This is a genomic window from Aromatoleum toluclasticum ATCC 700605 (assembly GCF_000378245.1).
In the GTDB taxonomy this organism is placed as follows: Bacteria; Pseudomonadota; Gammaproteobacteria; order Burkholderiales; family Rhodocyclaceae; genus Aromatoleum; species Aromatoleum toluclasticum.
In genome coordinates this window covers 443,674-465,147 of record NZ_KB899491.1, presented here as the reverse complement: position 1 = coordinate 465,147, position 21,474 = coordinate 443,674, and the positions used below count along the sequence as shown (strand labels likewise).

Genomic DNA, 21,474 nt, shown 5'->3' with positions numbered 1-21,474 from the left:
CCGGCTGTCAGGCCGTCAGCAGGGCCGGCCGGGCGAAGAAATAGCCCTGGAAGAGATCGAATCCGAGCTCGATGCAGCGGCGGGCACGCTCCGGCGTATCCACCTTCTCGGCCAGCAGTTTCGCCGGATGCAGCCGCAGGCGGCGGACCAGTTGTTCGAGCGCGGCGGGATCGAGCTGCAGGATGTCGATCTTCACGACATCCACGATGTCCAGCAGCGGCTCCATCTCGCGGCTCACGCCGCAGACGTCGTCGAGGGCGAGGCGGTAGCCGAGGTGCTTCAATTCGGAACAGCGCTCCACGACGGCACAGTCGATCGCGATGGTTTCGAGCAGTTCGAGCACCACGCGATTGCGCGGCAGGCTTTCGATGCGGCCACTCATCAGCATTTCCGCATCGACATTGACGAAGCCGGCACTGCCGCCGATCACGCTGTTCAGCCCCAGGCGTCCGAAGGCATGCGCGATGACCTGCGCCGTCGCCCGGGCATCGTCGGTGACGCGGGCTTCTCCCGACTCGTCCTCGCGGAAAAGCAGCTCGTAGGCGGCAACCTTGCGCTGCCGGTCGAAGATCGGCTGGCGGGCGAGAAAAACGTCGTTCCTGGATTTCATGGCTGCCTCCTCCGCGGGCGAGTTTCGTGCCCCGCAACCGTAACGAGCAAAACTCGTGCCGCACCCCGACCGGCCACGCCGGCCTTGGGCCCCGCCGGGGAGGGCTGCTGCCTGCCCCCGACGCCACCAGCGATTCGGGTCATATTCCCCACCCTTAGTGGGGAACACATCACCCACCTGCGCCTTCGGCAACGGCCCCTGGCAATCTGTTAACGGCTGACCGGCCCTAAAGGATCCGGGCACGCTGGCTGCGATTGGTAAAACTATGTTGCAGAGCCGGCCTTCGGCCGATCTGCCCCGCCTGCAGGCGAGGAATGGGCGCCCGAGGAAACGCACCCGCCATCTCAAGCAGCGCCGCGCCTCACCGCTACAGATCCGGGCGCGCGACCTGTGCCCGTGGCCGTCTCAGTCGGCCGGCTCCACATGCGTCGTCAGGCGCGCGCCGGCCTGCGTCTCGACCGCCCGCTCGACTTCGTCGGCCAGCGCATGGGCGCGGGCAACCGTCCAGTCGCCCGGCAGGCGGATGTCCACATGCGCGAAATGCATCGCGCCGGCAACGCGCGTCTTGAGGTTCGCAAAACGGCAGCCCCGCACGGTGAATGAGGCGAGCACCGCTTCGATACGCTCGATTTCGTCGGCGCCGAGCGCCCGGTCCATCAGGCCGTCCACCGAGCGATGTATCAGCCCCCAGCCCTCGCGCAGGATGTTCAGCGCGACCGCTGCGGCGATGAGCGGATCCAGCCACCCGAGGCCGCTGGCGCTCGCGAGCGCCACGCCGATGACCACGCCGGCGGTGGTCCAGACGTCGGTCATCAGGTGGCGGGCGTCGGCCTCCAGCGCCAGCGAGCGGTGCGCGCGTCCGACTTCGAACAGGATGCGGGCGACGGCGAAGTTGACGAGGCTCGCCCCGACCGACAAGGCTGTGCCGATGCCCAGTTCGCCCAGCGGCTGCGGATGGAGCAGGCGCTCGCCGGCGGCGAACAGGATCGCCAGCGCGGCGATGAAGATCATCACCCCCTCGAAGGCGGCTGAAAAATACTCGGCCTTGCCATGCCCATACGGGTGCTCGGGGTCGGCCGGCGCCCGCGCGAAGGACACCATCAGCAACGCGAAGGACGCGCCGGCGAGGTTGACGAGGGACTCGAGGGCATCCGAGAGATAGCCGACCGAACCGGTGAGCCACCACGCTCCGGTTTTCATCCCGATGGTCGTAAGCGCGGCAAGGAGGGAGATCAGCAGGGCCTGCTGGGGGGTGAGCGTGCGCATGAGGTCAGTAGGAACGCGATGCCCGACATGGTAAACCAAGGGAAATCGCCGCGCCCGGCCATGCTTGCGGAATGACCCGAAAGAGCAAACAATCGTCACCCTGTCGCAAACGCCAGGGAGACCGAAATGGGACTGTTGGACGGATTGGCCGGCCAGGTGCTGGGTAGCGTGCTGGGCGGAGGGCAACAGCAAGGAGAGCAGGGAACGGGCGGCGCGCTGCTGCAGATCGCGATGAACCTGTTGCAGAACCAGCCGGGCGGACTCGCGGGCCTGCTGCAGCAGTTCCAGAACGCCGGGCTCGGCGATGCGGCCGCGTCGTGGGTCGGTACCGGCCCGAATACTGCAATCGACGGAAATCAGCTTTCGAACGCGCTCGGGGCGGACGCGATAGGCGGCATCGCGAACCAGCTGGGCATGCCGCAGCAGGAAGCGGCCGGCGGACTTGCGGCACTGCTGCCGCAGCTCATCGATCAGCTCACGCCGCAGGGCCGCCTGCCGGACGACAATGTGCTGTCGGGAGGCCTGGCGGACCTCGCGTCGAAGTTCCTGCGCGGGTAATCAGGCTCACCGTTGCCGGCCCCTCCGCCATCGGAGGGACCGGCAACGGATGAACGGCCGGTCAGCGCTTGAAGCGCTCTTCGGCGATCGCGTCGGCGACTTCCCCGGTCGGGCGCTCTTCCTTGCGCGCGCGCGCGAAGATTTCCATCAGGTTGTCGTAGATGCTTTCGATGTGCTTGGTGAGCGCCGCGCGGTCGAAGTTGGCGGTGCGCTCGTAGTAGACATCGATGATGCCGCCGGCGTTGATGACGTAGTCGGGCGCGTACAGGATGCCCTTGTTCATCAGCGCGAGGCCATGGCGCGGCTCCGCGAGCTGATTGTTGGCGGCGCCGGCGATGACCTTGGCCTTCAGCAGCGGGAGGGTCTGGTCGTTGATGATCGCGCCCATCGCGCAGGGAGCGAAGACGTCGACGTCGAGGCCGAAGATCTCGTCCGGCGCCACGACCGTCGCTTCGAGCTCCTTGCCGGCACGAATCAGCGGCTCGCGGTGGATGTCGGTGACCCACAGCTGCGCACCGGCTTCCTTGAGCTGGCGGGCGAGGTCGAAGCCGACGTTGCCCAGACCCTGCACAGCGACCTTGAGCCCTTCGAGCGAGTCGCGGCCGAGGCGCTCCTTGACGGCGGCCTTGATGCCGACGAAGGTGCCGTAGGCGGTCGCGGGCGACGGGTCGCCGCTGCGGGTGCCGTTCTCAGCGGGCTTGTCGATGATGCCGGCGACGTGGTCGGTGAATTGCGACATGAACTTCATGTCGTCGACGCCGGTACCGGAGTCTTCCGCGGCGATGTAGCGGCCATTGACGCGCTCGACGGCCTGGGCGAAGGCCTTCAGCAGCTCGGGCGTCTTGTCGGTGCGCGGGTTGCCGATGATCACGGACTTGCCGCCGCCGAGCTTGAGGTTGGCCATCGCCGACTTGTAGGTCATGCCGCGCGACAGGCGCAGCACGTCGCGGATCGCCTCCTCCTCGGAGGCGTAGGGCCACATGCGGCAGCCGCCCAGCGCCGGGCCGAGGTTGGAGTTATGCACCGCGATGATGGCCTTCAGGCCGCTCTTCTCGTCGCTGCAGAAAACGACCTGTTCGTGGTCGGCGAAATCGCTCAGGGAAAAAACGCTCATGATGTCTCCTTCATTGGTCTGGAAAGGGTGCAGCGGGCCCTCCGCCACGACTCGTGGCCGTGACGGAAGGTTTGCTGCGGTGAAAAAAGGGGTTTCGCGGAGCACCGCTTCGCGCCTGTTGAACGGCGGAGCGAAGCGGAGACTCCTATGGTCTTACCCTGGGATGACGGCGATGGTCTTGCGGACATTGCCGGCGGACGTACCGGTCGGACGCTCCTTGCGGCGGAAGGCCGCCAGCAGCTCGCCTTCGCGCATCCTTGCATTGCGCAGGTAACGCTCGCGGATGTGGCCGAAGCCGCGGATCTGCTCGGGCAGGTTCGCGAGTTCGACGGCGGTCTCGAAGTTCGCCTGTTCGAGGCCGACGAGGATCTCCTCGACCACACGCTCGTAGTCGGCGATCAGCTGACGGTCCAGCTTGCGGTCGTGCGTGCGGGCGAAGGGGTCGAGCATCGTGCCGCGCAGGCCCTTCATCTTCGCGAGCTGGCGCATCGCCTTGAGCATCCACGGGCCGTACTTCTTCTTCTGCAGCTCGCCAGTCTGCGGGTCCTTGTCGGCGAGCGTCGGCGGGGCGAGGTGGAAGACGAGCTTGTAGTCGCCTTCGAACTGCTCCTCGACGCGCTTGAGGAAGTCGCTGTCGGTGTAGAGGCGCGCCACTTCGTACTCGTCCTTGTAGGCGAGCAGCTTGTGGTAGCCGCGCGCGACCGCTTCGGTGAGCAGCGTCGTGCCGGGTTGGACCTTGGCTTCGGCGGCGCGCACGCGTTCGACGAACTTCGCGTAGCGCTCGGCGTAGGCGGCGTTCTGGTAGTCAGCGAGGAAGGCCTTGCGGCGGGCGACCACCTCATCGACCGACACTGACAGCTTGTGATGCTCCGGCGTGCCGTGCTGCGGCTTGGCGGCCTTCGCGACTGCATCCGGGTCAACCGCGGCGCGGCGGCCCCACTGGAAGGCGGACCTGTTGGCCTCGATCGCGGCGCCGTTGAGCTCGATCGCGCGCAGGATCGAGTCGCGGGTCAGCGGCACGAGGCCACGCTGCCAGGCGAAACCGAGCATGAAGAGGTTGGTCGCGATCGAGTCGCCAAGGATCGCCGTTGCGAGACGCGAGGCTTCGAGGAACTCGACGTTCTGGTTGCCGACGGCGTCGACGATCTGGCTTTCCATCGAGCCGGACGGGAACTGCGGGTCCGGGTGCTTCGCGACGTTGCCGGTACGCGCCTGAGCCGCGAAGCCGCGGACGAACTCGCTGGTGTTGCTCTGGTCGCGGTTGATGACGACGCGGGTGTGGTTGGTGCGCATCTTCGCAAGCGATTCGTCGCTGGCCGAAACCACCAGGTCGCAGCCGATCACGACGTTGGCTTCACCGGCGGCGACGCGCGCGGCGAAGATGTCTTCCGGACGGTTCGCGATCTTGACGTGCGACCACACCGCCCCGCCCTTCTGCGCGAGGCCGGCCATGTCGAGGATGGACACGCCCTTGCCTTCGAGATGCGCGGCCATGCCGAGCAGCGCACCGATGGTCACGACGCCGGTGCCGCCGACGCCGGTGATGAGGATGCCCCACGGAGCGTTGGTCGCCGGCAGAGTCGGTTCGGGCAGCGACGCGAACACGTCCGCCACCGCGGTCGCGGCCTTGCCCTTCCTGAGCTTGCCGCCCTCGACGGTGACGAAGCTCGGGCAGAAGCCCTTCACGCAGGAGAAGTCCTTGTTGCAGGCGGACTGGTCGATCGTGCGCTTGCGGCCGAACTCGGTCTCGACGGCAGCCACCGACATGCAGTTCGACTTCTCGCTGCAGTCGCCGCAGCCTTCGCAGACGAGATCGTTGATGACGACGCGCATCGCGGGATCCGGGAACTTGCCGCGCTTCCTGCGGCGGCGCTTCTCGGCGGCGCAGGTCTGGTCGTAGATGATCGCGGTCACGCCCGGCACTTCGCGCAGCTCGCGCTGCACCGCGTCGAGCTCGTCGCGATGGCGGATCGGCACGCCGTGCGGCAGGTCGGCCGGACCGTAGGCGCGCGGGCCGTCATTGACGACGATGATGTTGCCGATGCCTTCGGCCTGCAGCTGGCGGGCGATGATCGGCACCGACAGGGTACCGTCGTGCGGCTGGCCGCCGGTCATCGCGACGGCGTCGTTGTAGAGGATCTTGTAGGTGATGTTCACCTTCGCCGCCACCGCCGCGCGGATCGCGAGGATGCCGGAGTGCATGTAGGTGCCGTCGCCAAGGTTCGCGAAGACGTGCGGGGTCTTCGTGAAGGGCGCCTGGCCGACCCAGGGCACGCCCTCGCCGCCCATCTGGCAGAAGGTCTGCGTCGTTTCGGGCGACAGCCAGGTCGCCATGTAGTGGCAGCCGATGCCGGCGATCGCGCGCGACCCCGCGGGGACCTTGGTCGAGGTGTTGTGCGGGCAGCCGGAACAGTAGTGCGGCACGCGCTGGATCGACAGGCGGGGCTTTGCGAGCGCGGCTTCCTTGGCGTCGAAGAAGGCGAGGCGCGCCTTGATTTTGTCCGAGGTGTAGAAGCGCGCGATACGGGCCGCGATGACGCGGGCGATCATGGCCGGGGTGAGATCGCCGGCGGCCGGCAGCATCCACTCGCTGTGCGGCAGTGACCATTCGCCCTTCTCGTCGAACTTGCCGATCACGCGCGGACGCACGTTCTCGTTCCAGTTATAGAGCTCTTCCTTCAGCTGGTATTCGAGGAACTGGCGCTTCTCCTCGATCACGAGGATTTCGTCGAGGCCGTTCGCGAACTCGCGCACGCCTTCGGCTTCGAGCGGCCACACCATGCCGACCTTGTAGAGGCGGATGCCGATCTCGGCGGCAAGTTGCTCGTCGATGCCGAGGTCTTCGAGCGCCTGGCGCACGTCGAGGTAGCTCTTGCCGGAGGTGATGATGCCGAGCTTGGCGTTGGGGCTGTCGATGATGGTCTGGTTGAGCTTGTTCGCGCGGCAGTAGGCGAGCGCGGCATACAGCTTGTGGTGCACGAGGCGCTTTTCCTGCACCAGCGGGGGATCGGGCCAGCGCAGGTTGAGACCGTCGGGGGGGATCGGGAAGTCCGCCGGGATGATGGTCCGGACCGCGAAGGGGTCGATGTTCACCGAGGCCGAAGTCTCGACGGTGTCGGTCAGCGCCTTGAACGCGACCCAGCAGCCCGAGTAGCGCGACAGCGCGAAGCCGTGCAGGCCGTATTCGAGGTAGTCCTGGATGCCCGCGGGGGCGAGCACCGGCATCATCATCGACTTGAAGATGTGCTCGGTCTGATGCGGCAGCGTCGAGGATTTGGCGCCGTGGTCATCGCCCGCAATCACGAGCACGCCGCCGTGCTTCGAGGTGCCGGCGGCGTTGGCGTGGCGGAACACGTCGCCGGTGCGATCCACGCCCGGTCCCTTGCCGTACCAGATCGAGAACACGCCGTCGTACAGCGCGTTCGGGTCGAGGTTCACCTGCTGCGTACCCCACACGGCGGTCGCCGCGAGGTCTTCGTTGAGGCCGGGCTGGAAACGGACGTGATGCGGTTCGAGGTATTTCTTCGCTTTCCAGAATTCCTGGTCGACGTTACCCAGCGGCGAGCCGCGGTAGCCGGTGACGAAGCCCGCGGTGTTGAGCCCGGCGGCCTGGTCGCGCAGGCGCTGCATGATAGGCAGGCGCACCAGGGCCTGGATGCCGGTCATGTAGGCGCGGCCGGAAACGAGCGTGTACTTGTCGTCGAGCGAGACGGTCGACAGGGGGGCGGAAGCCTGCGGGGAGTGAGTACTCGAACGGGTATTCGACATGGCGTGTGAACCGTCGCAGCCCTTGGACGCGCGGCGCTCGTGACGCCCCGCTCCGGCCTGCCGACGTTGTCTCCTGTATGGTTGCTGTTATGTGCGTCCGCGGCATCGAACGCGAGTGAGCATCGTAAGGAGACGGGGTCGGGGAGTTTTTTCTCGTTGCAGCGGAAATCAGCAGACCGGGAAAGAATTTTTCGCAAACCGCCCGTTTCGCGAAATGCGGCACGCACCCACCCGATTGCACCGCAGCATGTGGCGATGCGCGGCAGGGTTTTTCGGCAAAGCTGCCCGGCAGGCCGGCGGCTGATCAGCGTACTGGTTTCGACGATGCGCCCGCCGCAATGCACCAAAACAGTGCAAGTTGCGCAACGGCCTTCAATACTCATCCTCGCAAGCGAGCAATGATGCAAGGAGGAGGTGACGCAATGATAACGATGACGTCTGCACTCGGCTGGCAGGAATTCTGGCTACCCACCATGCTGTTCGCGCTGGCAACCTCGGCCTCGCCGGGGCCGGTCAACATTGCGGCAGCCTCGTCGGGCATCGCTTTCGGGCTGGTGCGAACCTTGCCGCAAGTACTGGGCGCAACCATCGGGTTTTCATCGCTGCTGGTGGCCATGGGACTGGGGATGCATGCGCTCGTTGCCAGCGTGCCGGTCATCCAGTCGGTGCTTAAAGGCGCGGGCAGCGTGTTTCTAGCGTACCTGGCTTGGAAGCTGTGGCATGCGTCCGACACCCCATCCGAGATCGTCACCAGCAAGCCGCCCGGCATGCTGGAGGGCGCAATTGCTCAGTGGGTCAATCCTAAAGCGTGGATCGTGGCAGCGTCCGGCATTGCCACTTACACCTACCCGGGCGAGGCTTATGGCACCAGCGTGATCGCAATGTCGATCGTGTTCCTGGTGATCTGCTTTCCGTCAGTGGGAGCCTGGGCCCTGTTCGGTGCGGCGACGCGCAAGCTGCTGAGAACCGAGCGTGCCGTCAGGCGCCTGAACATGGCGATGTCGATGCTCTTGCTGGTTTCGATCAGCACGTTGTTCCTGTAGCGGGACGCGGGACGGAAACCCCGCCGGTTCAGCGGCGCAGGATCACCTTGCGCAACCGCCCCGGCGTCACCCCGAACACCGCTTTGAATGTCCGTGTAAAGTGGGCTTGATCGGCAAAATGCAGAAGCAGCGCCAGGTCGGATAACGAAGCCTGTTGTTGATTCAGCACAAAACGCGCCTTGAGCGCCCGCAACTGGCGCAGGTACGCGGACGGAGAGAGCCCGGTTTGACTGCGGAAAGTTCGAAGCGTATGCCATCGGCTATGCGGCGAACGTTCGACCAGTTCCCCCGCGTCCACGTCGGACTGCCACAGGCGGTGCATGGCATTTTGGAGCGGATGCAGTTCACGCTCCCGCACGCAGGTTTCCTGCGGCGAAGGCAGGAGTGGGGCGAGTGCCCTCAGCAATGCATTGACTCTGGGCGTGTCGACATGATGCGCGCTCAACGAAGCAATGTGCCCGGCGAGTGCCGGAGCAGTGAATACCCGCGAGCTTGCGTTCGCCAGCGCCGAAAATCGACCGGTGTCTATTTTCTGCAAGCAGGCATCGCCGATGTACAGCACCCTGTATTGCACATCTGACGAAGCCGCTGAACAGGCATGCACCTCGAACGGCGGGATCAGGAACAGGTCGCCTTGCCGGGCCAGATATTCACGGTTGTTGGAGTGAAAACTGCACGTACCGTCCAGGATTGCGCCGATAGACCAGGCATCATGAAAGTGGCTATCCAATCCACATGGCCCCATGCTGGCGCTAACAACCTCTATGTCATCTCGTGCCGGCATTGCCCATTCGGTGATGTGCTTATCGCTCTTGCTCACAATCGTTCCATCGCGAATTCAACCGTAGCGGCGCGCCGCCTCGACCGCCAGCCCGGCGCCGATGCTGCCGTACAAGTCGCCCTCGACGCTGCGCGCCTGCGGCAGCTCGGCAGCGATGCGCGCCCGCAGCTGCGGCACCGCGCTGCCGCCACCGGTGAAATAGATCGTGTCGACCTGCTCGCGCCGCACGCCCGCCTCGTCCAGCAGCGCACGCACGCAGGCCGCGACACGGTCGACCAGCGACAGCGTGGCGCGCGCGAAGTCGGCATCGGTAATCGTGTGGCCGAGGCCCGCTTCGAGACGCTCCAGATCCATGCTCGCCGCCGGCGCCGCCGACAGATCGATCTTCGCCTGCTCGACCTGCAAAGCCAGCCAGTGGCCTTCGCGCGCGCTGATGAGTTTGGCGAGGCGGTCGAGTTCGGTGCGGGCGCTCGCGTCGCGATAGATGTTCTGCAGGTCCCCCCACGCCTGTCGCGTGTAGGCAAAATTGATCGTGTGCCAGGTCGCGAGCTGGAAGAAAACGCTCGACGGCAGTTCCGCGCCGCTCTTCATCCGGCTGCGGTAGCCGAGCAGCGGCATCACACATTCTAGGCTCAGCGCGCGGTCGAAGTCGGTGCCTCCTATATGCACGCCGCCGTTGCCGAGCAGATCCTCGCGTCGGTCGTGCTCGTCGTGCGAACGGCGCGCACGCTCGGGCGACAACCGCAGGAGCGAGAAGTCCGCCGTGCCGCCGCCGATGTCGGCGATCAGCACCAGCTCCTCGCGCGCGAGCGACAGTTCATAGTGCAGCGCCGCGCCGATCGGCTCGAACTGGAAGCTGACATCGTGGAATCCGACCTGTGCCGCGATCTCGGCCAGCGTCTGCTGCGCCTTCAGGTCGGCGGCATCGTCATCATCGACGAAGCGCACCGGACGGCCGAACACCGCCTTGTCGAAACTGCGCCCGGCCTGCGCCTCGGCTCGTGATTTCAGCTCGCCGATGAAACTCGCGAGCAGGTCGCGAAAACGCAGCGCCCGCCCCTGCACCTCGGTCTGCCCGTCGATCAGGCTGCTGCCGAGCAGGCTCTTCAGCGCACGCATCAGGCGGCCTTCATAGCCTTCCAGGTACTCCGCCAGCGCTGCCCGGCCGAAGGCAGTCGTCTCCTCGTCGGCATTGAAGAAGATGGCAGACGGCAGTGCCGACTTGCCATCCTCAAGCACGAGCAGGGTCGCCGCGCCCGGGCGTACCCAGCCGACCGTGGAGTTGGAGGTGCCGAAATCGATGCCGCAGGCGCGGGCGGGTTGGTCCATGAAGCAAGTATCCGCAGGATGGGTCCGCGATGCTACCGGAGCACCGTGCCGGCAGGAACTTTCGGGCAAGGAAATGGCGGCCGCGGAGGGGGGCTTGTTGCACCGCGCCACATCCTTTCAGTACGAATTCCGCCGAAACCGCCACCAACCGGAAAATTTTTCCTCGCTGTCTACGTAAAACCCACAAAAGCCGCAAAACAATTCCGCACTGCCGTCCGTACCATTCATCACCTCGCAACCGCCCCACGAACGGCTGCGAAAAAAATACAGGCAGGAGACAAACCATCGTGAATAGCCCGGTTGCCGCGCGAGCGGCCGGTGTCCCTTCGTCTCCGCCGCGCCTGTACTGCAGTACCCGCGCACCGCCCACAAGGAGGAGACACCCATGAAGCAGAACAAACTGATTTTCGCCCTCGCCGCTGCGAGCCTCGTCGCCGGAGCCGTCCAAGCCAAGGAAGTCGTCGTGCGCATCGGCCACGCCGGCCCGCTGACCGGCCCGGCCGCGGCCTTCGGCAAGGACGGCGAGAACGGCGCGCGCCTCGCGATCGAGGACGCCAACGCGAAGGGCATCAAGATCGGCGGCGACACGGTCAAGTTCGAGCTCGTCAGCGAGGACGACCAGGCCGACCCGCGCACCGCGACCACCGTCGCGCAGCGCCTGACCGACTCCGGCGTGAAGGGCGTGGTCGGCCACGTCACCTCCGGCGCATCGATCCCCGCCTCGCGCATCTACGAGCAAGCCGGCATCCCGGTGATCACTCCGTCCTCCACCAGCCCCAAGCTCACGCAACAGGGCTACAAGATGACCTTCCGCGTCATCGCCAACGACCTGCAGCAAGGCAACGCGCTGGGCAAGTACGCGGTCGATCAGCTCAAGGCGAAGAAGATCGCCGTGATCGACGACCGCACCGCCTATGGCCAGGGCCTTGCCGACGCCTTCGCGAACTCGGTGAAGGTTTCGGGCGGACAGATCGCAGGGCGTGAATTCACGAACGACAAGGCGACCGACTTCATGGCGATCCTCACCAAGATCAAGGCCACGAACCCGGACGCGGTGTTCTACGGCGGCATGGACGCGCAGGCCGCGCCGCTCGCGCGCCAGATGAAGCAGTTGGGCATGACCGCCAAGCTGCTGACCGGCGACGGCGGCTGCACCGGCGAGATGATCAAGATGGCGGGCGATGCGCTGTCGGCGACCACCTTCTGCACCCAGGCCGGCATCCCGCTCGACAAGATGCCCGGCGGCGCGGCCTTCCGCACCCAGTTCAAGCAGCGCTTCGGCAACGACATCCACGTCTATGCCCCCTACGCCTACGACGCGATGATGTCGGTGATCGAGGCGATGAAGACGGCGGGCTCGGTCGAGCCGGCCAAGTACCAACCCGCACTGCGCAGCCTCGCCTACCAGGGCGTCACCGGCCCGGTCGCGTTCGACGACAAGGGCGACATCAAGGGCGGTGCGATCACCGTCTATAACTTCGACGCCGGCAAGTGGGCGCCGCTGCAGACCATCCAGTAACAGTTCTCCTCGCGCCGGCCGGCAGTTCCGCGGTCGGCGCACCTCTTCCCCAGATCACGACGCAAGCCCTGCGTCCGCCTGTCGGCGGAGGCGGCGGACGCGCTCGTCCGGCAATCCGGCGGCGCCTGCCGTCGGGGTGTGCGCAACACCAAGGGTGAATCGATGGAAACCTTCCTGCAACAAACACTCAACGGCCTGGTGTCGGGCAGCATCTACGCGCTCGTCGCGCTCGGCTACACGATGGTCTATGGCATCCTGGGCCTGATCAACTTCGCCCATGGCGAACTGGTGATGATCGGCGCGCTGGTCGCGCTGCAGACGGTCACCGCCCTCTCCGGCGCATTCCCCGGCCTGCATCCGGTGATCCTGCTGATCGCCGGCGTGGCCGTCGCCGTACCCGTATGCATGGCCGTCGGCTACCTGATCGAGCGCATCGGCTACCGGCGACTGCGCAACGCGCCGCGCCTCGCGCCGCTGATCACCGCGATCGGCGTGTCCTTCCTGCTGCAGACGCTGGCGATGATCATCTGGGGCCGCGAGTTCCACGTCTTCCCTCAGCTCGTGTCGACCACCCCGATGCAGCCGATGGACGGCGTCGTCGTGTCGCCGCTGCAGATCTTCACGATCGTCGTCGCCTTCGCGCTGATGGGCGGGCTGATGCTGCTGGTGAACAAAAGCCGGCTGGGCCGCGCGATGCGTGCGACCGCCGAGAACCACCGCGTCGCGGGCCTGATGGGCATCAACGCCAACGGCGTGATCGCAGCGACCTTCATCATCGGCTCGGGCCTCGCTGCGCTCGCCGGCGTGCTCTTCGCATCGAACTACGCGATCGCACATTACGCGATGGGCTTCACGCCGGGCCTGAAGGCCTTCACCGCCGCAGTGCTGGGCGGCATCGGCAACCTGCCGGGGGCGATGGTCGGCGGCCTCGTGCTGGGCCTCGTCGAGAGCTTCGGGGCGGGCTACATCGAGCACCTGACTTTCGGCTTCCTCAACTCGAGCTACCAGGACATCTTCGCCTTCATGATCCTCGGCGCCGTGCTGATCTTCCGCCCGTCCGGCCTCCTCGGCGAACGCGTCGCGGACCGCGCCTGACCCCACAGGAAAGAGACCATGACCACGAACTCCACCGCCCTCCCATTGCCGGCGAGCTTCGCGCTCGACCGCCGCATCCAGCGACCGCTCGTCATCCTGCTCGCGCTCGCCGCCCCCCTCGTCGCCCTGTCGATGGGCAAGAGCTGGGTGCGCGTGCTCGACTTCGCGCTGCTGTACGTATTGCTCGCGATCGGCCTCAACCTCGTCGTCGGCTTCGCCGGCCTGCTGGATCTCGGCTACATCGCGTTCTATGCCGTCGGCGCCTACACCTGGGCCTTCCTCGCGTCCCCGCACTTCGGCATCCACCTGCCGTTCTGGATCGTGTTGCCGCTCGGTGCGGCCTTCGCGGCGCTCGCGGGCATCGCGCTGGGCTTCCCGACCTTGCGATTGCGCGGCGACTACCTCGCGATCGTGACGCTGGGCTTCGGCGAGATCATCCGCATCTTCATGAACAACCTGAACCAGCCGATCAACATCACCAACGGCCCGCAAGGCATCGACTCCATCGACCCGCTGACCATCGCCGGGCTCGACCTGTCGAAGGACCTCGATCTGTTCGGTTTCCAGATCCCGTCGCTGACGCTCTACTACTACGCCTTCCTCGCCTGCGTCGTTGCCGCGATCATCCTCGTGCGCCGCCTGCAGATCTCGCGCATCGGCCGCGCGTGGGCCGCAATCCGCGACGACGAGCTGGCGGCCAAGGCGATCGGCATCGACACGCGCATGATGAAGCTGCTGGCCTTCGGGCTGGGCGCGACTTTCGGCGGCGTCTCGGGCGGGCTCTTCGCGGCCTTCCAGGGCTTCGTCAGCCCGGAGAGCTTCAGCCTGATGGAATCCATCGTAGTGCTGACGATGATCGTGCTCGGCGGCATGGGCAACCTCGCCGGTGTCATCGTCGGCGCGATCATGCTCACCGCGCTGCCGGAACTGCTGCGCCACTTCGCAGTGCCGATGCAGATGGCGCTGTTCGGCAAGACGCTGCTCGACCCGGAAGTGCTGCGCATGTTGCTGCTGTCGCTGGCGATGATCGTGATGATGCTCGTCCGCCCCGCCGGCCTGCTCCCCGCCCGTACCCGCTATGCCCACCGTGATCGGAGGAACGCATGATCACCCTGCTCGAATCCCGTGCCGTCAATAAACGCTTCGGCGGCCTGAAGGCGCTCACCGACGTCTCGCTGACGATCCGCAAGGGCGAGGTCTATGGACTCATCGGCCCCAATGGCGCCGGCAAGACCACCTTCTTCAACGTGCTCACGGGCGCCTACGCGATCGACGGCGGCGAGTTCGTCATGAACGGCGCGGAATTGCCCTCGGCCAAGCCGCACCTGGTCGTGCAGCACGGCATCGCGCGCACCTTCCAGAACATCCGCCTGTTCCGCGAACTCACCGCGCTGGAGAACGTGATGGCCGGCCACCACATCCGCTCGTCGGCGGGCGTGTGGGGCATCCTCACGCAGAGCCGCGCCGCGCGCGAAGAAGAGCGCCTGATGCAGGAGCGCGCGCTGGAGATCCTCGACTACGTCGGCATCGGCCGCCACGCCGACACGGTCGCGAGGAACCTCTCCTACGGCGACCAGCGCCGCCTCGAGATCGCCCGCGCGCTGGCCACCGAGCCGCAACTGCTGGCGCTCGACGAGCCGGCCGCCGGCATGAACGCGACTGAAACCGCGGGGCTGCGCACGCTGGTCGATACGATCCGCGGCGACGGCATCACCGTGCTGCTGATCGAACACGACGTGAAACTCATCATGGGATTGTGCGACCGCGTCGCCGTCCTCGACTTCGGCAAGAAGATCGCCGAAGGCACGCCGGCCGAAGTCCAGCGTTGCCCCGACGTCATCAAGGCTTACCTGGGAGGCCACCGTGCGCACTGAGAACACCACCCCCATCCTCGAAGTCCGCGGTCTCAAGGTCGCCTACGGCGGCATCCAGGCCGTCAAGGGCATCGACCTGCAGGTGCGCGAGGGCGAGCTCGTGTCGCTGATCGGTGCGAACGGCGCGGGCAAGACGACCACGCTCAACACGCTGGCCGGCGTCGTGCCGCACAACGGCGGCGAGATCCGCTACGCGGGCCAGGACGTCGGCAAACTGCCCTCGCACCTGCGCCTGCGCAAGGGCCTCGCACTGGTACCCGAAGGCCGCGGCATCTTCACGCGCCTCACCGTCGCCGAGAACCTGCAGACCGGCGCCTACACGCGCCGCGACACCGACGGCATCGCCGCCGACATGGAGAAGGTGTTCACGCTGCTGCCGCGCGTGAAGGAGCGCCTCAACCAGGTCGCCGGCACGCTGTCCGGCGGCGAGCAGCAGATGGTCGCGATCGGCCGCGCACTCTTGTCGCGCCCGCAGGTGCTGCTGCTGGACGAGCCGTCGATGGGCCTCGCGCCGCTCGTCGTCGAGAAGATCTTCGAGGTGATCCACTCGATCACGCGCGAAGGCATGGGCGTGCTGCTGGTCGAACAGAACGCCAACCTCGCGCTCGAAGTGTCCGAACGCGCCTACGTGATGGAAGGCGGGCTCGTCACGCTGGAAGGCACCGGCAAGGCGCTGCTCGACGACCCGAAGGTGCGCAGCGCGTATCTGGGCGAGGAGATCGACCAAGGACTCGCCGCCTGAATCCGTCGCAGGGCGGAAAAGCGCAGCGCCTTCCGCCGCATGTGCCGCGTCACGCATACCCGTGCGGCGGCTCATTTTGCAGATCGGGCCTTCGGCTCATCCGCCCTGCAAGTCCTCAATCGCAGCACAATTGTGACACAATGAAGCTCCATCCCCAGACGGGAGCGATCATGAGCACGACCACCATTCGCCTGCCGGACGAACTCAAGGCCAGAATTGCCGCAGCGGCTCAGCGCGTCGGCAAGACCTCGCACGGTTTCATATTGGACGCCATCGCCGAAAAGACCGCCGACGCCGAACGGCAGGCCGAATTCGATGCCTTGGCCGATGAGCGTTATGCCACGCTGCTCGATTCCGGAAAAACCATTCCCTGGGACCAGATGCGCGAATATCTGCTCAAGCGCGCCAAGCCCGCCCGCTGAGCATGGCGCACATCGAACTCGCACCCGAAATCGCTGACGACTTCGAGCGCATTCTCGAACACCTCGCAAACTGGCAGATCGAGCGGCCCGAAGAGCGCGTCCGCGAAATCGTCGAAGCGATCGACATCCTGTCGCACAGTCCGCTGATCGGACGGCCCGGCCACGCCGGCAAACGCGAACTCGTGATTGGACGCGGCAGCCACGGGTATGTCGCGCTTTATCGCTACCACGCGGAAATCGACACTGTCTTCGTGCTCGCGATCAAGAGTCAACGGGAAGCCGGCTACTCGCACGGCTGAGCCCCTCTTGATCGACGAACGGGCGATGCCCGTGTCGCAGGGCGGAAAAGCGCAGCGCCTTCCGCCGCATGTGCCGCGTCACGCATACCCGTGCGGCGGCTCATTTTGCAGATCGGACCTTCGGCTCATCCGCCGAGCAAGCTCGACGCCCCCAAAATGCGTAGCGCCTACCCGGGCGAGGACGTCGAACAGACGGCCCCTGACGCGCAGCCCGCAGCGCCCTGGTCCGGACCCGATTTTTGCACCGCAAAATTCCCCTGGTATTTTTGATGCACATCATTTTTCGGCCGGCCGCGTAGGGCTACCGTACGCGTCGTACATGCATTGATGCACTATGCATAGCATGTTCGGGCAAAACAAAAAGCGCTTATTGCCGTTCCGTCGGGCGAAGGCGTATCGCGAACGCATTTCTGGGGAGCTGCGGCCATGCGATTTTTCGGACTCGGCAAGTACCGGGTCATCGTACTCACGGTCGCGATGTTCCTGGTCTTCGACCTTGGCGTGCTGGTGCTCAACTTCGTCATCTCGTCACAGATCGCCGCCGACGCACTGGCGGTGAACATGGCGGGGCGCCAGCGGATGCTGTCGCAACGGGCGGCCAAGACACTGTGGCAGATCAGCGAAAGGGCCGCAGCGGGGCAGCCGGCAGGCGGCGAAACGGCGGAGCTCGCCGAAGCCGTCTCGCTGTTCGACGAAACCCTCACGGCCTTCCTTCAGGGAGGGAGCATCCGCGGCGGGGCCGGCACGACGGTGACGCTGGCGCGCATCGACGACGCGGACGGAATCGCCATCCTGCAGCGCGCGAACGCCGTCTGGGCGCCCTATCGGGCGCGCATCACGACCCTGCTCGCGAATCCCGCGCCTAGCGTCGACGAGGTCCGCTCCACCCTGGATGTGGCGCACAGCGCCAACCTCGAACTCCTGAAGCTGATGAACGAGCTGACCAGCCAGGTGGAAGTCACCGCAGCGGCCAAGGCAACCACGCTGCGCGCAGTGCAGATCGGCGGCATCACGCTGGCAACCGCCAACTTCGTGCTCATCCTCTTCCACTTCCTGCGCAAGCTGCGGCAGGGCGATGCGTTGCTGGAGCAGGCGAAAAAGGAAACCGACGACATCCTCGTCACCGTGAACGAGGGCCTGTTCCTGCTCGGCCGCGATTTCCGCATCGGCTCCCAGCACTCCCAGGCACTCGAAGCGATCCTCGGGCGCAAGGATCTGGGCGGAGCGGATTTCGTCGACCTGCTGCGCGGCATCGTCACGGAAAAGACCGTCGGGATGTCCCGCGACTACCTCGACCTCCTGTTCGGAGAACGCGTCAACGAAAAGCTCGTGAGTTCGCTCAACCCGCTGGACGTGGTCGAGGTGCACTTCGACGACCAGCGCGGCGGCTTCGTCACCAAGTACCTGGAGTTCCGCTTCAACCGCGTACGCGAAGGCGGCGTCGTGGCCCACCTGCTGGTGACCGCCAACGACGTGACCAAGCGCGTGCAGCTCGAACGCGCGCTGAAGGAAGCCCACGAGCGCGCGAAGGGTCAGATGGATCTGCTGGTCGAAGTGCTGCAGGTCGAGCCCGACGCCTTGCGCGACTTCCTCGCCGCCGCTGCCCTGTGCCTGGACAAGGTGAATACGCTGCTGCGCGAACGAACCGCATCGGCCACCGACCGGCGCGAAGCCGTCATCGCGATCTACCGGCTGCTCCACGGGCTGAAAGGCGACGCCAGCGGAGTCGGCCTGTCCGGCCTCGCCGAAGCGATCCACGACGTCGAGGACCTGGTCGTAGCGTTGCGGGAGAAGCACGCGAGTCTCGACGGCAACGACTTCCTTCCGCTCGCCGTGCGTCTCGAACGTCTCTTTGCCCAGGTCGATGCCTTGCGCGGTGTCGTCAACCGCTTCGCCCAGATCCGCGGTGTCGTAGCCGTGGAGCCCGCGCGCCCGGCAACCGAAACGGACGCTGCCCAGGCACCCCTGGTTGTCCGCTGGCGCGAGTTCGCCACGCGCCTGGCGGAGAAGCACGGCAAGCACGTGCAGTTCCACTATCACGGCATCGATCCGGGGAAGCTGGCGAGCCCCTACCGCGAAGCCTTGCCCACCGTGATCAACCAGTTCATCCGCAACGCCGTGGTGCATGGGGTAGAGGCCCCGGCGCAACGGCTGATCCAGGGCAAACCGGCAGTCGGAAACCTCGCCCTGTATCTCGCCGCCCGCGACGACGGCGGCGTCGACCTCAGTTTCCGCGACGATGGCGCAGGCTTGCAGCTTGCGGCCATTCGGCAAGCCGCCATCGACCGTGGCCTGCTCAGCGCGGCCGAGGCAGATGCCTGCGACGCGCGGCGCCTGGTGGAGCTCATCTTCAAGCCGGCATTTTCGACCCGCGCCTCGGCCGACGAGGATGGCGGCCGCGGTGTCGGCCTCGATGTGATCCGGGCCCACGTGAATGAATGGGGCGGCAACATCCGCATCGGCAGCACGCCGCGCGAATACTGCCATTTCCGCATCAGCCTGCCCCGCCCGTCACCGCAACTGTCGGCCGGCGCCGCCCCGGCCCACGGAGAAGCCGCATGAAACTGCTCATCGTCGATGATTCGAACATCATCCGCAGCAAGATCGCCCGCGCGCTGGGCAGCCGCAACCTGGAGGTCGTCGGGCTGGCCCGCAACGGCCACGAAGCGGTAAGCCTCTTTGCCCGCACCCGGCCGGACGTCGTGACGATGGACCTCACCATGCCCGAGATGGACGGCATCGAATGCATCCGCCGACTGCTCGAACTCAATCCGGACACCCTGATCCTGGTGGTGTCGGCACTGGCGGACAAGGCCACCGCCATCGAAGCGCTCAAGCTCGGGGCCCAGGGATTCCTGTGCAAGCCCTTCTCCGAGGAGGATCTGGCCGAAGCAGTGGAGGAACTCATAAAAGGAGCCGTTCATGGATGAGCAGAACATCCAGATCTTCATCGACGGGGTGAAGAACTATTTCCTGCAGCAGACCGGGGTCGCTGCCGAGGTCGGCACGCCCTACCTGAGCGACGCACAGGCACGGGTGGCCTATGAATACACCGGCATCATCGGTATTTCCGGCAGCAGCCGGGGATGCGTCTACTACACGGCCCCGGGCGCGCTCCTGCGCGACGTGCTGCTGCGCATCGGCGAGAGCGACGTGACGCCGGCCAACCAGAGCGACCTCGCCGGGGAAGTGGCCAACACGATCGCCGGCAATGCACGCCGCGAATTCGGCAAGGATTTCATGATCTCGGTGCCGGTGGTGGTGAGCGGCGGCGCGGAGCGCATCTCCCTGCCGCCCGACCTGCGCGCGATGGTCGTGCCCATCCTCTGGCGCAAGCACGCCGCCGCCCTGGTGGTGGCGCTGGCCGGCACGTCGTAACGCGGCAATCGGATACACCGTTCGCCCTGAGCCGATCGCAGGGCTTCGATCGGGCTTCGACAGGCTCAGGCGCAGCCGAACGACATCCTTGTGCCGGCTCCACAAGCGGCACAAGGGCGCCCCCGCGAGCTACAGCGGCAGCGCCGTCTCGTTCTTGATCTCGCGCAGCGCTACGCTGGAATTCGTGACGTCGACCTCGGGGATCTTCAGCAGGAAGTTGTGCATGAAGGACGACAGCGCCTCGAGGTTGGGCAGGTAGAGCTTCAACAGGCAGTCGGTCTCGCCGAGCAGCTCGTAGCACTCGATGACCTCGTCACAGCCCTTCACCGCCTGCTCGAAACGGTCGAGCACGTCGGCGCTGTGTTTCTTGAGCTTCACGCGAACCCACACGCAGGTCTCCAGCCCCAGCTTCTTGCGGTCGAGCAGCGCGACGTAGCCGCGGATCAGTCCCGCCTCTTCGAGTTCGCGCACGCGCCGCCAGCACGGCGACGAGGACAGCCCCACCTTCTCGGCAAGATTCTGCGTGCTGATCGTCGAATCCTTCTGCAGCAACGCGAGAATACGCCGCTGGACCGGATCGAGTTTCATGTCTCCCCTTTTTCTTGTAATCGCGCCGTCAAGGACGGATGTGGGAGCGGCTTCAGCCGCGAATGCGCTGTGCCCGGCAGTAGCGCTGCTTCGCGGCTGAAGCCACTCCCACGAGGCTGATCCGGGTCAGACCGGGTCAGAAAACCTTCAGCAGCTCGACTTCGAACACCAGGGTCGCGTTCGGCGGGATCACGCCGCCCGCGCCGCGCGCACCGTAGCCCAGCTCGGGCGGGATCGTCAGCTTGCGCTTGCCGCCTTCCTGCATGCCCTGCACGCCCTCGTCCCAGCCGCGGATCACGTGGCCGGCGCCCAGCGGGAAGTCGAACGGGTCGTTGCGGTCCTTGCTCGAATCGAACTTGCGGCCGTCGGTCAGCCAGCCGGTGTAATGCACCGACACGCGCTTGCCCGCGGCGGCGGTGGCGCCGCTGCCGACTTCCAGTTCCTCGATGACGAGGCCGCTGGCGGTGGTGGTTTGGGACATCGGAACTCTCCTGCGGGGTTAAAACCGCGATTCTAACCGCCCCGCTTGCGCCGGTTGGCGAACTTCTCGCGGAACTTCGAGATCTTCGGCGCGACGATGTACTGGCAGTAGGGCTGGTCCGAGTTATTGGCGTAGTAGTCCTGATGGCCGTCCTCGGCCGGCCAGAAAGTGGCCGCGCGCTCGACCTTGGTGACGATCGCGCTCGGATACAGGCGCGCCTCCCCCATGTGCTCGATGAGATCCAGTGCCGTGTGCAGCTGATCGTCGCTCGTCGCGAAAATCGCCGAGCGGTACTGCGTGCCGATGTCGTTGCCCTGGCGGTTCAGGCTCGTGGGGTCATGGATGACGAAGAAGATGTCGAGCAGGTCGCGGTAGCTCACCACCGCCGGGTCGAAGACGATCTGCACCGCCTCGGCGTGGCCGGTGCCGCCGTCGCACACTTGCCGGTAGGTGGGCGCCTCGACACGCCCGCCGATGTAGCCCGAAGTCACCGACTCCACGCCATCGACTTCCTTGAAGACCGCTTCGAGGCACCAAAAACATCCCCCCGCGAGAATGGCGGTCTCGCGTGCTGCGGGTGTTTCGCTCTTCGTCATGCACTTGTCTC

20 protein-coding genes and 1 pseudogene are annotated in these 21,474 nt (G+C 66.0%); 12 read left to right on the top strand and 9 right to left on the bottom strand.

Going from position 1 to position 21,474, the window contains the following annotated elements; translation table 11 throughout:
* Positions 1-7 precede the first annotated feature (7 nt).
* Together F464_RS0102175 and F464_RS0102170 are read right to left on the bottom strand one after the other, a co-directional pair.
* Positions 8-610: an EAL and HDOD domain-containing protein gene (locus F464_RS0102175; protein WP_018988132.1), complete on the bottom strand. Its 603-nt coding sequence runs from the start codon at positions 608-610 to the stop codon at positions 8-10.
* A gap of 405 nt (positions 611-1,015) precedes the next feature.
* Positions 1,016-1,876, bottom strand: a complete 861-nt coding sequence (locus F464_RS0102170) for a cation diffusion facilitator family transporter (RefSeq protein WP_018988131.1) — start codon at positions 1,874-1,876, stop codon at positions 1,016-1,018.
* Positions 1,877-1,984: 108 nt separating this feature from the next.
* Here F464_RS0102170 and F464_RS0102165 point away from each other — a divergent pair.
* Positions 1,985-2,434 (top strand): annotated as a pseudogene (locus F464_RS0102165) (YidB family protein); the annotation flags it as partial.
* Between the two features lie 61 nt (positions 2,435-2,495).
* On the opposite strand, the gene F464_RS0102160 reads toward F464_RS0102165, so the two are convergent.
* On the bottom strand, positions 2,496-3,548 hold the full coding sequence (locus F464_RS0102160) for a Glu/Leu/Phe/Val dehydrogenase dimerization domain-containing protein (RefSeq protein ID WP_018988129.1): 1,053 nt from the start codon (positions 3,546-3,548) through the stop codon (positions 2,496-2,498).
* A gap of 153 nt (positions 3,549-3,701) precedes the next feature.
* Positions 3,702-7,316: an indolepyruvate ferredoxin oxidoreductase family protein gene (locus F464_RS0102155; RefSeq protein ID WP_018988128.1), complete on the bottom strand. Its 3,615-nt coding sequence runs from the start codon at positions 7,314-7,316 to the stop codon at positions 3,702-3,704.
* Between the two features lie 422 nt (positions 7,317-7,738).
* Here F464_RS0102155 and F464_RS0102150 point away from each other — a divergent pair, with 422 nt between their 5' ends.
* Positions 7,739-8,359: a LysE family translocator gene (locus F464_RS0102150; protein WP_018988127.1), complete on the top strand. Its 621-nt coding sequence runs from the start codon at positions 7,739-7,741 to the stop codon at positions 8,357-8,359.
* Positions 8,360-8,387: 28 nt separating this feature from the next.
* On the opposite strand, the gene F464_RS0102145 is transcribed toward F464_RS0102150, so the two are convergent.
* Positions 8,388-9,179: an AraC family transcriptional regulator gene (locus F464_RS0102145; RefSeq protein WP_157353509.1), complete on the bottom strand. Its 792-nt coding sequence runs from the start codon at positions 9,177-9,179 to the stop codon at positions 8,388-8,390.
* An 18-nt stretch (positions 9,180-9,197) separates the two neighbouring features.
* The gene (locus F464_RS0102140) at positions 9,198-10,469 is read right to left on the bottom strand and encodes an Hsp70 family protein (protein WP_018988125.1); all 1,272 of its coding nucleotides are present in this window, start codon (positions 10,467-10,469) and stop codon (positions 9,198-9,200) included.
* A 385-nt stretch (positions 10,470-10,854) separates the two neighbouring features.
* On the opposite strand from F464_RS0102140, the gene F464_RS0102135 reads away from it, so the two are divergent.
* The 10 genes from F464_RS0102135 (at position 10,855) to F464_RS0102090 (ending at position 19,798) form a co-directional block, all read left to right on the top strand.
* A complete protein-coding gene (locus tag F464_RS0102135; RefSeq protein ID WP_018988124.1) occupies positions 10,855-11,988 on the top strand; it encodes a branched-chain amino acid ABC transporter substrate-binding protein in 1,134 nt (377 codons plus the stop codon).
* Between the two features lie 162 nt (positions 11,989-12,150).
* Positions 12,151-13,083 carry a branched-chain amino acid ABC transporter permease gene (locus F464_RS0102130; protein ID WP_026295666.1) on the top strand — a complete coding sequence of 311 codons (933 nt, stop codon included), beginning with the start codon at positions 12,151-12,153 and terminating at the stop codon, positions 13,081-13,083.
* Positions 13,084-13,101: 18 nt separating this feature from the next.
* Positions 13,102-14,190, top strand: a complete 1,089-nt coding sequence (locus tag F464_RS0102125) for an ABC transporter permease subunit (RefSeq protein ID WP_018988122.1) — start codon at positions 13,102-13,104, stop codon at positions 14,188-14,190.
* Positions 14,187-14,957, top strand: coding sequence for an ABC transporter ATP-binding protein (locus F464_RS0102120; RefSeq protein ID WP_018988121.1), 771 nt, complete (start codon positions 14,187-14,189; stop codon positions 14,955-14,957). Before F464_RS0102125 ends, F464_RS0102120 begins: the two co-directional genes overlap by 4 nt.
* Positions 14,947-15,699 carry an ABC transporter ATP-binding protein gene (locus F464_RS0102115; RefSeq protein ID WP_018988120.1) on the top strand — a complete coding sequence of 251 codons (753 nt, stop codon included), beginning with the start codon at positions 14,947-14,949 and terminating at the stop codon, positions 15,697-15,699. The genes F464_RS0102120 and F464_RS0102115 overlap by 11 nt, the downstream gene beginning before the upstream one ends.
* 170 nt (positions 15,700-15,869) lie before the next feature.
* A complete protein-coding gene (locus tag F464_RS0102110; RefSeq protein WP_026295665.1) occupies positions 15,870-16,121 on the top strand; it encodes a DUF1778 domain-containing protein in 252 nt (83 codons plus the stop codon).
* Positions 16,122-16,123: 2 nt separating this feature from the next.
* Positions 16,124-16,420: a type II toxin-antitoxin system RelE/ParE family toxin gene (locus F464_RS0102105; protein WP_018988118.1), complete on the top strand. Its 297-nt coding sequence runs from the start codon at positions 16,124-16,126 to the stop codon at positions 16,418-16,420.
* Between the two features lie 426 nt (positions 16,421-16,846).
* The gene (locus tag F464_RS0102100) at positions 16,847-18,982 is read left to right on the top strand and encodes a type IV pili methyl-accepting chemotaxis transducer N-terminal domain-containing protein (protein WP_018988117.1); all 2,136 of its coding nucleotides are present in this window, start codon (positions 16,847-16,849) and stop codon (positions 18,980-18,982) included.
* Positions 18,979-19,350, top strand: coding sequence for a response regulator (locus F464_RS0102095; RefSeq protein WP_018988116.1), 372 nt, complete (start codon positions 18,979-18,981; stop codon positions 19,348-19,350). The genes F464_RS0102100 and F464_RS0102095 overlap by 4 nt, the downstream gene beginning before the upstream one ends.
* The gene (locus tag F464_RS0102090; protein ID WP_018988115.1) at positions 19,343-19,798 is read left to right on the top strand and encodes a chemotaxis protein CheX; all 456 of its coding nucleotides are present in this window, start codon (positions 19,343-19,345) and stop codon (positions 19,796-19,798) included. The genes F464_RS0102095 and F464_RS0102090 overlap by 8 nt, the downstream gene beginning before the upstream one ends.
* A 129-nt stretch (positions 19,799-19,927) precedes the next feature.
* Here F464_RS0102090 and F464_RS0102085 read toward each other — a convergent pair whose 3' ends face one another.
* From F464_RS0102085 to msrA, 3 genes are all read right to left on the bottom strand, one after another.
* Complete coding sequence (locus tag F464_RS0102085; protein ID WP_018988114.1) at positions 19,928-20,386, bottom strand: Lrp/AsnC family transcriptional regulator; 459 nt, start codon at positions 20,384-20,386, stop codon at positions 19,928-19,930.
* Between the two features lie 136 nt (positions 20,387-20,522).
* Entirely contained in the window at positions 20,523-20,867 is a 345-nt protein-coding gene (locus F464_RS0102080) for an FKBP-type peptidyl-prolyl cis-trans isomerase (RefSeq protein WP_018988113.1), read from the bottom strand.
* Between the two features lie 32 nt (positions 20,868-20,899).
* Positions 20,900-21,463 (bottom strand): peptide-methionine (S)-S-oxide reductase MsrA, encoded by a 564-nt coding sequence (msrA, locus tag F464_RS0102075; protein WP_018988112.1) that lies wholly within the window; start codon positions 21,461-21,463, stop codon positions 20,900-20,902.
* Between the last annotated feature and the right edge of the window lie 11 nt (positions 21,464-21,474).

Excerpts from the sequence above, each read along its gene's own strand:
- F464_RS0102175 (WP_018988132.1), bottom strand. The coding sequence starts at position 610 with ATGAAATCCAGGAACGACGTTTTTCTCGCCCGCCAGCCGATCTTCGAC.
- F464_RS0102170 (WP_018988131.1), bottom strand. The coding sequence starts at position 1,876 with ATGCGCACGCTCACCCCCCAGCAGGCCCTGCTGATCTCCCTCCTTGCC.
- F464_RS0102160 (WP_018988129.1), bottom strand. The coding sequence starts at position 3,548 with ATGAGCGTTTTTTCCCTGAGCGATTTCGCCGACCACGAACAGGTCGTT.
- F464_RS0102155 (WP_018988128.1), bottom strand. The coding sequence starts at position 7,316 with ATGTCGAATACCCGTTCGAGTACTCACTCCCCGCAGGCTTCCGCCCCC.
- F464_RS0102150 (WP_018988127.1), top strand. The coding sequence starts at position 7,739 with ATGATAACGATGACGTCTGCACTCGGCTGGCAGGAATTCTGGCTACCC.
- F464_RS0102140 (WP_018988125.1), bottom strand. The coding sequence starts at position 10,469 with ATGGACCAACCCGCCCGCGCCTGCGGCATCGATTTCGGCACCTCCAAC.
- F464_RS0102135 (WP_018988124.1), top strand. The coding sequence starts at position 10,855 with ATGAAGCAGAACAAACTGATTTTCGCCCTCGCCGCTGCGAGCCTCGTC.
- F464_RS0102130 (WP_026295666.1), top strand. The coding sequence starts at position 12,151 with ATGGAAACCTTCCTGCAACAAACACTCAACGGCCTGGTGTCGGGCAGC.
- F464_RS0102125 (WP_018988122.1), top strand. The coding sequence starts at position 13,102 with ATGACCACGAACTCCACCGCCCTCCCATTGCCGGCGAGCTTCGCGCTC.
- F464_RS0102120 (WP_018988121.1), top strand. The coding sequence starts at position 14,187 with ATGATCACCCTGCTCGAATCCCGTGCCGTCAATAAACGCTTCGGCGGC.
- F464_RS0102110 (WP_026295665.1), top strand. The coding sequence starts at position 15,870 with ATGAGCACGACCACCATTCGCCTGCCGGACGAACTCAAGGCCAGAATT.
- F464_RS0102105 (WP_018988118.1), top strand. The coding sequence starts at position 16,124 with ATGGCGCACATCGAACTCGCACCCGAAATCGCTGACGACTTCGAGCGC.
- F464_RS0102100 (WP_018988117.1), top strand. The coding sequence starts at position 16,847 with ATGCGATTTTTCGGACTCGGCAAGTACCGGGTCATCGTACTCACGGTC.
- F464_RS0102095 (WP_018988116.1), top strand. The coding sequence starts at position 18,979 with ATGAAACTGCTCATCGTCGATGATTCGAACATCATCCGCAGCAAGATC.
- F464_RS0102090 (WP_018988115.1), top strand. The coding sequence starts at position 19,343 with ATGGATGAGCAGAACATCCAGATCTTCATCGACGGGGTGAAGAACTAT.
- F464_RS0102085 (WP_018988114.1), bottom strand. The coding sequence starts at position 20,386 with ATGAAACTCGATCCGGTCCAGCGGCGTATTCTCGCGTTGCTGCAGAAG.
- F464_RS0102080 (WP_018988113.1), bottom strand. The coding sequence starts at position 20,867 with ATGTCCCAAACCACCACCGCCAGCGGCCTCGTCATCGAGGAACTGGAA.
- msrA (WP_018988112.1), bottom strand. The coding sequence starts at position 21,463 with ATGACGAAGAGCGAAACACCCGCAGCACGCGAGACCGCCATTCTCGCG.